The organism is Micromonospora sp. NBC_01655, assembly GCF_026339755.1.
Lineage (GTDB): Bacteria > Actinomycetota > Actinomycetes > Mycobacteriales > Micromonosporaceae > Micromonospora.
The window spans coordinates 819063-831511 of record NZ_JAPEQF010000001.1; the positions used below are offsets into that span (position 1 = coordinate 819063).

The window sequence follows — 12449 nt, forward strand, 5'->3', positions numbered from 1 at the left end:
AGGTGAGGCCCACCGCCTAACGGGGCACCAGGTCCTCGTACAGGGTGAAGAGGCGTGGGGGCGGGCCGCTCTCGGTGTTCCGGCGGTCGGACTCGGCGAGTGCGGACCAGCAGTCCGCGGCGAGCCGGCGGGCGGTCGTGCCCGGCCAGGGCTGGGGCAGCAGTTCGGGGGGCAGGAGGGGGTCGGGCTCCATCGCGTGGGTGAACGCCGCAGCGAGGCGGACGGTCATGGCGAGCCTCTCAGAACCGGCATGACCGCCAGGGCCGTCGACGCGGTCCGGGACAGCGGAGTCGAGCCGGGTCAGCGCATCCAGGAGGTGGCGTGCCAGGTGGGCGAGTTGCTGGTACCTGGCTGCGATGTCGGCTAGCGGCCATAGCGCGGCGGCCAGGGAGGGCGGGTCGCTCAGGTCGCCCATGCGGAGGTCGTTGCTGGTGAAGTAGGTCACCGACGCGGCGACCCCCAGGTGGCGGGCCTGGGGCTCGACGAGGTCGCCGATGGGGTTCGCGCTGACGTAGAGGCCGCCCTGGATCGGTGCCGCGCCGAGCCGCAGGAGGCTGTCGCGCAAGGCGTCGCGTGCAGTCCTGCTGGCCTCCGGCACGGCGAAGGCGAACAGCCGCCAGGTGCCGTCCCAGGGGGCGAGTCCGAGGTCCTGCCGGTAGGCGTGGCGGACGTACCCGACTTCCGGGACGACCATGCCGGTGGCGTCCGGGGCTGCGTGGAGCAGGGCCTTGCGGCCACGGCCCTCGTGGGTGAACAGGCCCTCGGCGACGAGGCGTTTGAGGCAGAGCCGGACCTGCTGGTCGGACATCCCGAGCACCCCGGCGACCGTGTAGAGCTGGCCGGCGTCGACGGTGCCGTCCGCACGGATCAGGGCGTGCACCAACATCCGGGTGGGAACGGGCGGTTGGGCCGCGTCCGCAGCCGGGGCGGGGCTGTTCATGGTGCCTCCTGCACACGTCGGGCGGAGTCGGCCGGGGTGACGGGCCGGTGCATGGTGGTGACGGCGCCGAAGCCCATGAGGCGGCGCAGCCATGGAGTTCGTTGGGTACGTACGGCGGTGTAGCCGTGCCGTTCGTACAGGGCGCGGGCGCGCGGGTTGACGTCGATGACGTCGAGCCGGACGTGGTGGCAGGCGGCGTCGGCCGCTACCGCCGCGACCTCCCGCAGCAGCAGGCCGCCGATCCCCGCCCCGCGCTGCCCGGCATCGACGGCGATGCCGTCCATCAGGAGTTCGCCGGGGGCGCCGCGACGTTCCATGAGTGCGAGCAGGGCGACCCGTGGCAGCCCGCGGACGGTTCCGTACGCGGACAGCACGTCCCGTGCGCCACCACCGATCAGAGCGTGTCCGCCGAGCCGGTAGCCCGCCACTCCGGCGACCTCTCCGCCCACGAGGGCGACGAGGCCCCGGTCGGCATGAACGTGGGCCGCGAGGAAGGCCCGCGCCCTGTCCGGCGGCCCGAGTGCGGCACCGAGCTTGCGCCCGAACGCCTCCCAGTACAGCTCCGCCACCCGCGCCTCGCTACCCGACGGAACCCCGCGCCGCAGCTCCACGCGTGCACCACCCGGCATCGGGCCTCCCGACTTGCCCATTGACCCGCCCTCGCTCCGCCGAAACCTTAGATCATCGCTCCTATCGTATCAGGTACGATAGGTTTGAAAGTGATAGTTTATTGAGGTGGATGAGACGCGGCAGGAAGAGAGGTGCGTGAGGTGGGCGACGTGACCGTCGTACGGCACAAGAGGTCCGACCGGCTGCTGGTGGCAGTAGGTTTCCCCCTGCTGGGCGCGCTGGCCGGATGGCTGGTGAAGCTGCTGGCCAACTGGGCTGCCTCGTGGCCCTGGGTTCCGTGGGAGGGGCCAGTCGACCTGATCAACAACGCCCCCGAGCCGTGGGTGACGGTCGTCAGCCTGCTGGTGGGACTGACGGCCGGGATCGTGATCGTCTTCCTGGCCGAACACGACTACGTGACCGTCACCATCGAGCACGATCGGGTGACGGTCGCCCGCGGCAACTCCACGCAGCGGGTGCCGAGGACCGCCGTGCACGGGGTGTTCGCCGACGCCAAGCGGCTGGTGGTGCTTGGCGCGCGAGGCGAGGAACTGGCCGTACAGAACAAGAGCGAGGGTGCCGACCTGCCCGGGAACCGGTTGCTCGCGGATGCGTTCCGGGCGCACGGGTATCCGTGGCTCCCTGGCGGCGACCCCTACGAGGGCGACTACAAGCGATGGGTCGAGGACATGCCGGGCCAGCCCGTCGGCAGTAACGCCCTCTTCAAAGCGCGGGAGCGGGCGCTGGAGAAGGACGACAAGAAGAACGTTGCGGAGTTGCGCGAGGAACTCGCCAAGCTCGGTGTCGTCGTACGCGACACGGACAAGAGGCAGTGGTGGCGTCGGGTCCAGTCGGGGGACGGGACGGCAGCGGCCTAGAAGATCGATTCCAGGGGATCGTCGGCCCGCACGCAGGAGTCGGCGGCCGAGAATTGAAGATCAAATTAGAAAAATCAAGATTTACGCGTTGACGCCTTAAGAAAATCAAGATACAAATGAATGGTAGGTGCGTCGCCGAGCGCAAGGGAGCCGAGGGTGGACTGGCAGGAACTGACGGACCTGACGCACGGACAGCCGTTCGTGGTCGAGCGGGTCCGCCTCGCCGGCAGCGGCGTCGTGGTCGAGGGTCAGTTCGAGCCGCCGCAGCTGGCTCAGCTCAGCATCGACGACCAGGTGTTCGTTGCCGCGTTCGTACGGTCCCACGGTTCGATCAAGGAGATGGAGCGGATCTTCGGGGTGAGCTACCCGACGATCAAGTCCCGGCTGAACCGGATCGCCGAGCACCTCGACTTCGTCGACACCGACCCGGCGCCCACCGGCGCCGACGTCGTCGACCGCCTGCGGCGGGGGGAGATCAGCGTCCAGGAGGCCCTGGCCGAGCTGGAGAGGTCCCGATGATCCCGCATCTGGTGACGGTGGGCCATCGCCGTCCCGACGGCCGCTGGCTGCGGCTGTACGTCCCGGTCCTGCCGGTACTGCTGGTGCTGTCACCGCTGCTGCTGCTCGTCGTGCTGGTCGGACTGGTCGCATGCCTCGCCACCCGGGTGAGCCCGGTGGGCGCGCTGCGCGGCACCGGGCAACTGCTGTGGGCGCTGCCCGGCACCCGGATCGAGGTTGAGCAGGGCCGAACGGCCGTGCTGGTAAGCGTCAGATGAGTCAGTGAGGGGAGCAGCAATGAACGAGCAGCGCCGCCAGATCCTGCAGATGCTTGCCGAGGGGAAGATCACCGCGGACGAGGCCGAGCGGCTGATCGACGCCCTCGAACGAGAACAGCCCGAGTCGCCGCCGGGAGCCACGCCCCGCCCGAAACCCCGACCCAAGTACCTGCGCGTGCTGGTGAACTCGGAGGACAACCTCGGCGGCGAGGGGCCAGGCCGGGTCAACATCCGGGTCCCGCTACAGCTGCTGCGTGCCGGGGTCCGGCTCACGAGCCTTATCCCTCCGCAGGCGCTCACCCAGGTCAACGCGGAGCTGAACAAATCAGGGGTGCCGATCGACCTCACCCAGCTCAAGCCGCAGCACATCGAGGAGCTCATCGAGCAACTCGACGACGTCACCGTCGACGTCGACCAGCCCGGGACCAAGGTCCAGGTGTTCTGCGAGTGACACCGCCACAGCGCCGGACGCCCGCCCGGACCACGGGGTCGGGCGGCCGTCCGGCCGTCTCTGTCGGGCGCGGACTCGCTCCGGGCAGCGCGAGCCACGACACGACCCGTCACGCTAAGGTTCTGATCCATGTTGTCCGAGGTCGCCAAGACCCGCCCGATTGAGCTTGCCTACACCCTGACGCGTGACGATCTGCGCGACAGTGTCGCCGCTCAGCAGCGCCGCCTGTGGGGTCGTTGGCTGGTTCCCCTGCTCGGGGTCGCCGCACTGGGCGCCGCCATATCGGGATTCGTCTCCGCCGAGGTCTGGGAACTGTCAGCGGGTGCCGCCGCGATTGCGGTGGCCATCGGGCTGCTGGTGGCGGCCGTCATCGCAGGGATCGCCCTCCTGCTGATCCGCCTTCTCACCGCAGCGATCTATCGCTGGCAGGCTCGACTCCTCGTACGCGGGAACCCCTGGCTGTCCCAGCCCGTCCGCGCCACGGCGACCGACACCGGCGTACATCTCCGCACCAGCACCGGGGACGCCACGACCGCCTGGTCGCACTATCCCTACTACATCGAGACCAACCGGTCGTTCGTCCTGCTGGCGTCGAAGGGCATCGGCGCAGTGTCAGTGGTGCTGCCGAAACGCGGGCTGGTCGAGGCCGACCCGGCGCAACTGCGCGCGATGCTCGCCACCCACGCCCGCGAACGTCCCCGGTGACACGTGTAGTGGTACCGGCACGGTGCCGCCCGGCCACTTCATGACCCACCTGGCCAGCTGAGACGGCCGGCACCGAGGGGGAACCCCGCCGGGCGGCAGAGCGTCCGGCGGGGCACCATCCCGGCTCGCCCGGGACTCACCGTCGCGGCGACGGCCTCAGGAACTCGCCACCCATGTACGGCCAGAGCGCCTCGGGCAGCCGGACCTGCCCGTCGGGGGTCTGACCGTGCTCGATCAGAGCCGCCCAGACCCGGGGGGTCGCCAACGCCGAGCCGTTCAGGGTGCAGGCGAATCGTGGCCGGCTGTTGTCGGCCCGGTACCGGATGTTGCTGCGCCGCGCCTGGAAGTCGGTGAAGTCGCCGACCGAGGAGACCTCGAGCCACTTGTCGACGCCCGGCGAGTAGACCTCCAGGTCGAAGATCCGGGCCGACGAGAACGTCAGATCGCCGGTGCACAGATCCACCACCCGGTAGGGCAGCTCCAGGGCGAGCAGGGTCTTCTCGGCGTCCGCGAGGAGGGCGGCGAACTCGTCGGCCACCTCCTCCGGGCGGCAGATCCGGACGAGTTCCACCTTGTGGAACTCGTGCAGGCGCTGCATCCCCCGGGTGTCCTTGCCCGCGCTGCCGGCCTCCCGCCGGAAGCAGGCGGTGTGCGTCATGTACCGCAGCGGGAGCTGGGCCTCGTCGAGCAGTTCGTCGCGGTGCAGCCCGGTCAGCGGCACCTCGCCCGTCGGCACCGCCCACAGGTCATCGACCGTCGAGTACGCGTCGTCCTGGAACTTCGGCAGGTGACCGGTGCCCACCATCGTGGCGGTGCGGACGAAGTGCGGTACGACGGTTTCCTCGTAGGTGTCCCGGTTGAGGTCGAGACCGAGCTGTACCAGGGCCCGGAGCAGGCGTGCCCCGTCACCGCGCAGCACCGAGAAGCCGGAGCCGCTCAGCTTGGCCGCCCGCTCCGGCTCGAAGATGCCCAGGTCGCTGGCCACGTCCCAGTGGGCCCGGGCACCCGGGACGGGCTTGGCTTCCGGTCCGCCGTACCGAAGGACGACATTGTGGCTCTCGTCGTTGCCGACCGGGGCCTCCGGAGCGGGCAGGTTGGGCAGCACCAGCAGCAGTTGCCGCTCATGCTGCTCCGCCTCACGGAACCGGACCTCGGCGTCCGCGACGTCCCGCTTCAGGGTGATCAGCTCTTGGCGGATCTTCTCCGCCTCGTCGCCACCCCGGGCTATGATCCTGCCGGACTCCTTGGAACGACGGTTCATCTCCTCGCGCAGGCCGTCGAGTTCCAGCCGTACGGCGCGGCGGCGTTCCACCGCATCCCGGGCAGACAGTACGAGGGACTTCTCGACCCCCTTGGTCGCCAGCCGGTCGGCTACCGCTTCCGTGTCTGTCAGCAACTGCGCGAGGTCAAGCACCGCTTGTCCGTCTCTTCCCAGTAGTTCGATCAGGTGGTCCGAAGTACGGAGCATAACGTCTCGGCCAGGCCGGATGGTCTGGCTGTCCGCCACGGCCCGTCGGCCGATCCGCAACGTCCCGGAGATCCGCACGTCGCCCCGGTCCGGGACGAAGCGGTGCGTCCGGACGTCCAGCGTCGTGTCGAGGGCGCGACCGTACTGCACGGCGGCCCCCCGGGGAGACGACGGCGGGACCGGCGAGCCCCTTGAGCAGGCCCTCGACCTCGATCTCGTCACCCCTGTACACCGCGCGGCTACGCCAGTGGCCCACCTCGCGGCGGCGGGACGTCAACCCGTAGGGCCCGGCGGTGGATAGCATCCGGGCCATGACGTTCTGGGTGCACTACGTTGTTCCTTCCGGCGCGGCCGGCAACGGAATGCCTCGGCCCATAACGGACGAAGTCATAGGTTTCGCACAGACGGTCGACGTCGACTCGGGTGATCGAACCGTCGAGTTCGCCATCCTCGCGGTCGGTAACGGATTCCAGATCGCTACGGATATCGACTGCACCGCACTGCTGCGCGGACATGCCGAAGAGATCGCCGCCGCTCGGGCTGTGGACGCGTGGGTGCTCGGTTTCGCCCGCCGGGCTGTCCGGATACACGAGTTGCTGTTGCTCAGGTGGCACGAGGTCAGTTCGGAGTCCCACCGGTCGTCGATCGATTCGCTGGAACGATGGCTGACAGCTCATGACCCGACAGGAGACTATTGGGCGTCGCTTGGCCGGGGGGCCAGATTGCCGACGGCGCAACCACAGTCTTGACACCCGACGCGACGACGACGAGAGGCGGCCGGACGCCGCCGCCGACGTCACCCACGCCCTGGGACCACCACGACCTGCTACCCGGCGCGGGCTGGGACACCGTCCTATCTGGAGTCCGAGCCCGCACCGGGGTCCACCCACCCTCGTCCATCACATCATCGAATCCCCGCCCGCTGACCGGTCGGGGCCGGTCAGCCGTTCTGGCTGACCGGAGCGCGGCCCACCACGTAGTTGGTGCCAACCTCGACGCTGTTGGGGATCTCGCGGCTGGTGTGTGAGTCGCAGTTGACGATGTTCCAGTGCAGGTGAGGGCCGGTCACGTTGCCGGTCGCTCCGGAAGTTCCGATCCGCTGCCCCTGCGCTACCCGGTCACCGGTATTGATGATCGTGGCGCTCAGGTGTGCGTACTGTGAGCATCGGTTGTTGCCGTGGTCGACGAGTGCCATGATCCCGCCGCCGGTCGCCCAGCCCTCGAAGCGGATGGTGCCCGCAGCGGACGCGAGGATCGGTACGCCGACCGGCATGCCGAAGTCGATGGCGTGCCGGTTGTAGGCATCGTTGTGGGAGAAGCTGCTGCCCGCCGCCTGGGTGATCGTGTAGGCACGTCCGGCGGGGAACGGCAGCTTGAACTGGGCGGAGCTGCTCCCGCAGAGTGGGACGACGGGACCGTTCGAGCCGGTCTCCAGGAACCCGTCGGTGAGCCACCCGCCGCTCGAGAGCCGGTTCCAGATGTTGGTGACACCGGCAAAGCCCTGGACGGCGTCCCCTCGAACGTGACAGGTGATGGTGACGACGCTGCCGTTGGGCACACTGCCGATCACCGCCCCGCTCAACGCCGGGGCGTTACGGATATTGAGCGGGAGCCCGCTGGGCACATGCACCCTGACCTGGGCGGCGGCATGTGCCGGTACAGCGGACAGGGCTATGGCCAGACAGGTAACCATGGCGGCGACCAGGGTCTGCGTTATGCGGCGCAGGGAACTCACCTCCGACTGGCCTGCCGAGGCAGGCAATCGACCATCATCGACAGTAGGGATGCTAGCCGCAGTTGCGCCGCTGCCATACACATCAATGGCGAAGAACCGGCCGCAACCACGGCCCGGTCCGGTAGGTGCCGTCGTCACACCGTACGAGCATCTGGAACGCGGGCGAACAGGGTCCCGCGGAGGCTGCCTGTGGCGGTGCGGACGGCGACGGCGGCCCAGGCGGTGAGCAGACCGGCGTAGAAGATGACGGCGGCGGTGCGGAACATCGTCGAGCCGGTGTGCAGGGCGAGGCCCGAGGTGCCGGTGACGCAGGTGCCGACGGGGAAGGTGAACGACCACCAGGTCAGCGAGAACGGCAGGTGATCGCGGGCGGTCTTGATGGTGATGGCGGCGGCCAGGCCGGCCCAGAGCAGGGCGAAACCCCAGACGGGTATGCCGTAGACGACGCCGAACGCCTGCAGGGCGTGGGCGTACGGTCCGGGCAGGGCCTGAGCGGCGACGCCGCCGAGCAGGTTCGCCGCGGTGATCGACTGGCCGAGCGGCCCGAGCACGATCCACAGGGTCGGCACCATCCGCGCCGGTCCGATCTTGTGCAGGATGAGCCGGTTCCAGATCAGCGTGATCACGATGAGCGAGGCGATCAGACTGAGCCCGAACATGGCGTAGCAGGCCAGCACCAGGGTCATCCGAGCTTGCCCGGCGGGGGCGTAGGGCACGAGCAGAGCGCCGACCGAGGCCGACACCATCGGTGGCACCACGGGCATCAGCCATCCGCCGAACGCGCTGCGCTGGTCGACGCCTTCGTGGCGGGTGAACTGTAGGTAGGGCACCGCCGCGGCGGTGACCAGCCCGGTGATGGTGCCGGCGAACCACAGCACCCAGCCGATGCCGACCGCGGCGTTCAGGCCGATGACGTCGCGGCCCAGCAGCAGGGTGCCGGCGCCGACGGTGAGCATCGCCATCGGCGGGGCGCCGTAGAAGTGGGCCATGACCGGGTCGGCGTGGTGACCGCGAGCAGCCCGAGGGTGGCGCAGCCAGTGCGCCACCGTGGCGACGGTCAACCCGAGCAGCAGCAGCGCGGCGAGCGCCCAGACGACGGTGGCGAACAGCCGTAGGCCGGGGAGCCGCAGGGGCAGTGACGCCGCGGCCGTGGCCACGATGCCGGTACCCATGATCGACGCGTACCAGTTCGGTGTGAGGTTCGCCAGCACGTCGCGGGGATGGTCCAGGCTGCGCAGCAGTCCGAAGCGGGCGAACGGGTGCGGTCGTGGACGCCGCGGGGCGTTGTCGGCCTCGGCCGGTCTGGGCAACGTCGAAGTGGTCATGTCACCACGATCGTGCTGGCCAGGCCCGGCCGGTAGCGGGGTTGATGTTGTGAACCCACAAGCAAAGCTTGTGGGCGGGTACAATCTGGGTCTGTGGTGTTGAGTGCGCGGATGCCGGACCTGATGGCGTTGGAGGTGCTGCTCGCGGTGGCCCGCACCGGGAGTTTGAGCGCGGCCGGCCGGGAGATCGGGTTGACCCAGCAGGCGGTGTCCGCTCGGATGGCCGCGTTGGAGGCGCAGACCGGGGTGCGGCTGGCCGTCCGCACGACCCGCGGTGCCGATCTGACCCCGGCCGGGGTCGTCGTCGCGCAGTGGGCCGACCGCCTGGTCAGGGTCGCCCAGGAGGTCGATGCCGGTCTCGCGTCGTTACGCGAGGACACCCGCAGCCGGATCCGGGTCAGCGCCAGCCTGACGGTGGCCGAGCAGTTGCTGCCGAGTTGGCTGGTCAGCCTGCGGGCCGACACTCATCGTCGCGGCCAGACGCCGGTGCAGGTGGTGCTTGAGGCCACCAACAGCGACCACGTCATCGAGCAGGTCCGTTCCGGTTGCGCCGATCTGGGTTTCGTCGAGGGGCCGGGCGTGCCCAGGGGGTTGGGTAGCCGGATCGTCGCGCATGACGAGTTGGTGCTGGTGGTGCCGCCGGATCATCGCTGGGCCCGGCGGGCGTCCAGGATCGAGGCTGACGAGCTGTGTGAGACCCCGCTCGTCACGCGGGAGGTCGGTTCCGGCACGCGGGAGTCCCTGGCCACCGCGCTACGGCAGGTGCTCGGCGGAACCAGGCGACAGGCGCCGCCTGCGCTGGAGTTGTCGACCACAGCCGCGGTGCGCGCGGCGGTTCTGGCCGGGGCCGGCCCGGCGGTGATCAGCCGCCTCGCCGTCGGCGACGACCTGCGGTCGGGCCGGCTGCGGCAAGTCGCGCTGGCGGGGCTCGACCTGCACCGGGAACTGCGGGCCGTCTGGACGGGCGGCCGTACACCGCCCGCCGGCGCCGTGCGCACCCTGCTGACCCACATCGGGGCCCTCGCCGCACACGACTGAGCCCCGCGATGCCGCCGTGCTCCGGAATGCCGAACGCCCCCGGCGCCGTCACGGCGGCCGGGGGCGTTCGGCGGGTCGGTTCAGACGATGACCTTGTACATGTTCCAGCCGGAGCCGAGCTTGACCCGGCCGCTCCAGCCCTTGTTGCCGTTGCTGAGGTACATGGCCCCGGTGCTGTCGATGCCGAGCAGGCCGCCGTGGCCGTCGCCGTCGAAGTCACCGATCAGTGTGGCGCGGGGCCGTTGTCGACGAACCGGAACACCGTGGTCAGGGGCGCGTCGCCGAGTTCTTCGAGGATCAGGCCCCGTTGGCTGGAGTGCTGGAGATAGGCGGACCGGTTGCTGATGGCGTAGGTCGGTTTGTCACCGTCCTGTCCACGGGGCTCGATCGAGAACTGCTGTCTCGGATCTGCCGGCGAGCACGGCGCCGCCACGATGGCGAGGGGGCCACTGCCCGCCGCCTGGACCTGCCAGCAGTGCCTGGTTCCGTCGGCGTCCGGCTCGGCGGTGCGGACCAGGTGGGTGCCGGATGCCTGCGGCACGAACACGAACAGGCTGCGGCCGTCGTCGCCGTCGACCTCGGCGAGACGACCGTCGTCGAGCAGGGACACCGCTGACTCCCATGCCGACGACCGTACGACGGCGAACTGGCGCTGTCCGAGCCGCAGCGGATCGGCGCTCGCGGAAGTCACCGGCGCGCTCGGGGTGATGTCCGTCGGCGCGGCCTCTGGCGGGTCGGCGGGCGAACTCGGGTCCGTGCCCGCCGGCTGCATGTCCGGGGAGTGCGTGGGCGGACTCGGGGTCGGGCCTGTCGGCCTGACGTCCGGGGAGTGCGCGGGGGCGCTCCCGGTCGGACCGGGCGGCCCGACGGGCAGAGTGGCGTGTGGTGCCCTGGTGAGGTGGGCCGCGGCGGCACCCACCCCCAGCATGCCCAGCAGGCTGACACCGAGCGCGGCAGTCGCGATCTGCCGGCGCCGCCGAAGCGTGTCGCCGCGCCGACGGACCTCGGAGACGGCGGCGAGCCGACTGACCTGCCGGGCATGCTGGGCCAACTCCCGCAGAGCCTCCTCGAGAGTGTGGTGGTCAGGCCTCATAGCTCCTCCCGCCCGTTGTCTGATGCCCGGCTCCGGTCAGGTGGGCGGCCAGGGCCCGGCGTCCGCGGGCAAGCCATGTCTTGACGGTGTTCGGGTTCGCGCGGGCCTCCGTGGCGATCTCGGCCACGCTGAGGCCGACCAGATGGTGCAGCACGACGACCCGGCGCTGCTCGGCGGGGATGCGCCGTAGCGCGTCGATGAGCGCGACGTGATCGACAGAGATCGCGTCGACGTGTTGCTCGACCGCCTCACGGCGGTGGGCCCGCAGGCGGTTGATCGCCTTGCGCCACGCGCTCACCGCGACCCGGTAGGCGACCTTGCGTACCCAGGCCTCCGGGCTGTCGTACTCCCGCACGGCGCTCCACCGGTCCCAGGCCCTGGCGTAGGCCTCGGCCACCGCGTCCTCGGCCTCGGTGCGATTGCCGATCATCGCGTACACCTGCCCCAGCACCCGCTGGGCCGACGAGGTGTAGAAGGCGTCGAACTCCTCGGCGTCACGCATTGATCAAGCTCTCCACCCGCCCGGTCGCATCCGTTCCCGCCTCACCTGCCGGGCAGCCGCCGCCGGCCCGGTCGGATCGGGTCGGCGCTGCCCGTCGGGCCCCGACCGGGCCGTACGGTCACCGGGCGGCAGGCGCGGGCCCGTTGTCGATGAACCGGAAGCTGCTCGTCGGCGGCGCGTCGCCCAACTCCTCCAGGATCAGGCCGGACCGCGACGAATGCCGCAGGTACGCCCCGCCAATGCTGATCAGGTAGGACTGCGTGCCACCGGTGTTCGTGGCGAGGATCTCGAACTGCTGGCGGGCGTCCTCCGCCTTGCAGGCGGCGGCCCGGACGATCAGCGGCTGCTGGTTGCCCGGGTTGTGCGCCCGCCAGCAGAGTGGCCCGGTGCTGGTCCTGGCGTACGCCTTGATCAGGAACTTCTGCCCGCCCAGCGGGGTCGGCACGAAGAGCTGCCGGCCGCTGTCGTCGTCGACCTCGGCCAGCCGGCCGGCGTCGGTCAGCGACAACCCCGACTCGAACGAGCCGACCCGTACCATCGTGACCTGACGCTTGCCCGTCAGCACCGGCGGGGTGGAACTCTTCGCCGCCGCCGGCTGCGACCCGAAGTCGGCCACCGAAGCGCTGGACGCCGGGGTCGCCGCGCCCGGCTCCGACGTGGCCGCCGACCCGCTCACCGCAACGGGCGAAGTGCCCGCCCCGCACGCCCCCAGAGCACCGGTCAGTACCACCAGCCCAGCACGGGCTAGCCACTGGTTGATCGACATGTCCCACTCCTTCGGTCGATTGTCCGGCCGGCCGGGATGGCCGCCTCGCTCATCCGTCGCGGTAGCCGTGACCGGCGAGCGATTCACTCTCGGGACGCCTGGACCGGAGGTGTGGTTTCAGATCTCGGCCGGGATTCTCGAAACGGTCGGCACGGTCGTCGCC

The 12449-nt window shown here is 70.3% G+C and carries 15 protein-coding genes; 7 read left to right on the top strand and 8 right to left on the bottom strand.

Annotation, left to right across the window (positions count from 1 at the left end; translation table 11 throughout):
* Positions 1 to 16: 16 nt before the first annotated feature.
* Positions 17 to 940: a PaaX family transcriptional regulator C-terminal domain-containing protein gene (locus tag OOK41_RS03970; RefSeq protein WP_266263010.1), complete on the bottom strand. Its 924-nt coding sequence runs from the start codon at positions 938 to 940 to the stop codon at positions 17 to 19.
* Positions 937 to 1551, bottom strand: a complete 615-nt coding sequence (locus OOK41_RS03975) for a GNAT family N-acetyltransferase (RefSeq protein WP_266263011.1) — start codon at positions 1549 to 1551, stop codon at positions 937 to 939. The genes OOK41_RS03970 and OOK41_RS03975 overlap by 4 nt, the downstream gene beginning before the upstream one ends.
* 168 nt (positions 1552 to 1719) lie before the next feature.
* Here OOK41_RS03975 and OOK41_RS03980 point away from each other — a divergent pair, with 168 nt between their 5' ends.
* The 5 genes from OOK41_RS03980 (at position 1720) to OOK41_RS04000 (ending at position 4359) form a co-directional block, all read left to right on the top strand.
* The gene (locus OOK41_RS03980; RefSeq protein WP_266263012.1) at positions 1720 to 2427 is read left to right on the top strand and encodes a hypothetical protein; all 708 of its coding nucleotides are present in this window, start codon (positions 1720 to 1722) and stop codon (positions 2425 to 2427) included.
* 156 nt (positions 2428 to 2583) lie between these two features.
* Positions 2584 to 2946 carry a DUF2089 domain-containing protein gene (locus tag OOK41_RS03985; RefSeq protein WP_117668356.1) on the top strand — a complete coding sequence of 121 codons (363 nt, stop codon included), beginning with the start codon at positions 2584 to 2586 and terminating at the stop codon, positions 2944 to 2946.
* Positions 2943 to 3203 (top strand): hypothetical protein, encoded by a 261-nt coding sequence (locus OOK41_RS03990; RefSeq protein WP_117668357.1) that lies wholly within the window; start codon positions 2943 to 2945, stop codon positions 3201 to 3203. The genes OOK41_RS03985 and OOK41_RS03990 overlap by 4 nt, the downstream gene beginning before the upstream one ends.
* A gap of 19 nt (positions 3204 to 3222) precedes the next feature.
* Positions 3223 to 3654 carry a hypothetical protein gene (locus OOK41_RS03995; RefSeq protein WP_117668358.1) on the top strand — a complete coding sequence of 144 codons (432 nt, stop codon included), beginning with the start codon at positions 3223 to 3225 and terminating at the stop codon, positions 3652 to 3654.
* Positions 3655 to 3783: 129 nt separating this feature from the next.
* On the top strand, positions 3784 to 4359 hold the full coding sequence (locus OOK41_RS04000) for a YcxB family protein (RefSeq protein WP_117668359.1): 576 nt from the start codon (positions 3784 to 3786) through the stop codon (positions 4357 to 4359).
* 136 nt (positions 4360 to 4495) lie between these two features.
* Here the strand turns inward: OOK41_RS04000 and serS are convergent, their stop codons facing one another.
* Positions 4496 to 5773, bottom strand: coding sequence for a serine--tRNA ligase (gene serS / locus OOK41_RS04005; protein ID WP_117668360.1), 1278 nt, complete (start codon positions 5771 to 5773; stop codon positions 4496 to 4498).
* A 365-nt stretch (positions 5774 to 6138) separates the two neighbouring features.
* Between serS and OOK41_RS04010 the strand changes: the two genes are divergently transcribed.
* Entirely contained in the window at positions 6139 to 6576 is a 438-nt protein-coding gene (locus tag OOK41_RS04010; protein WP_266263013.1) for a hypothetical protein, read from the top strand.
* Positions 6577 to 6767: 191 nt separating this feature from the next.
* Here OOK41_RS04010 and OOK41_RS04015 read toward each other — a convergent pair whose 3' ends face one another.
* Entirely contained in the window at positions 6768 to 7700 is a 933-nt protein-coding gene (locus OOK41_RS04015; RefSeq protein ID WP_266263014.1) for a peptidoglycan DD-metalloendopeptidase family protein, read from the bottom strand.
* Positions 7697 to 8887: a TDT family transporter gene (locus OOK41_RS04020; RefSeq protein ID WP_117673226.1), complete on the bottom strand. Its 1191-nt coding sequence runs from the start codon at positions 8885 to 8887 to the stop codon at positions 7697 to 7699. Before OOK41_RS04020 ends, OOK41_RS04015 begins: the two co-directional genes overlap by 4 nt.
* A gap of 93 nt (positions 8888 to 8980) precedes the next feature.
* Here OOK41_RS04020 and OOK41_RS04025 point away from each other — a divergent pair, with 93 nt between their 5' ends.
* A complete protein-coding gene (locus OOK41_RS04025) occupies positions 8981 to 9925 on the top strand; it encodes a LysR family transcriptional regulator (RefSeq protein ID WP_266263015.1) in 945 nt (314 codons plus the stop codon).
* Between the two features lie 223 nt (positions 9926 to 10148).
* On the opposite strand, the gene OOK41_RS04030 is transcribed toward OOK41_RS04025, so the two are convergent.
* The 3 genes from OOK41_RS04030 to OOK41_RS04040 all read right to left on the bottom strand — a co-directional run bounded on the left by OOK41_RS04030 (position 10149) and on the right by OOK41_RS04040 (position 12286).
* The gene (locus tag OOK41_RS04030; RefSeq protein WP_117673222.1) at positions 10149 to 11018 is read right to left on the bottom strand and encodes a hypothetical protein; all 870 of its coding nucleotides are present in this window, start codon (positions 11016 to 11018) and stop codon (positions 10149 to 10151) included.
* The gene (locus tag OOK41_RS04035) at positions 11008 to 11520 is read right to left on the bottom strand and encodes a SigE family RNA polymerase sigma factor (RefSeq protein WP_266263016.1); all 513 of its coding nucleotides are present in this window, start codon (positions 11518 to 11520) and stop codon (positions 11008 to 11010) included. Before OOK41_RS04035 ends, OOK41_RS04030 begins: the two co-directional genes overlap by 11 nt.
* A 118-nt stretch (positions 11521 to 11638) precedes the next feature.
* Positions 11639 to 12286: a hypothetical protein gene (locus OOK41_RS04040; protein ID WP_117673218.1), complete on the bottom strand. Its 648-nt coding sequence runs from the start codon at positions 12284 to 12286 to the stop codon at positions 11639 to 11641.
* Positions 12287 to 12449: the final 163 nt, after the last annotated feature.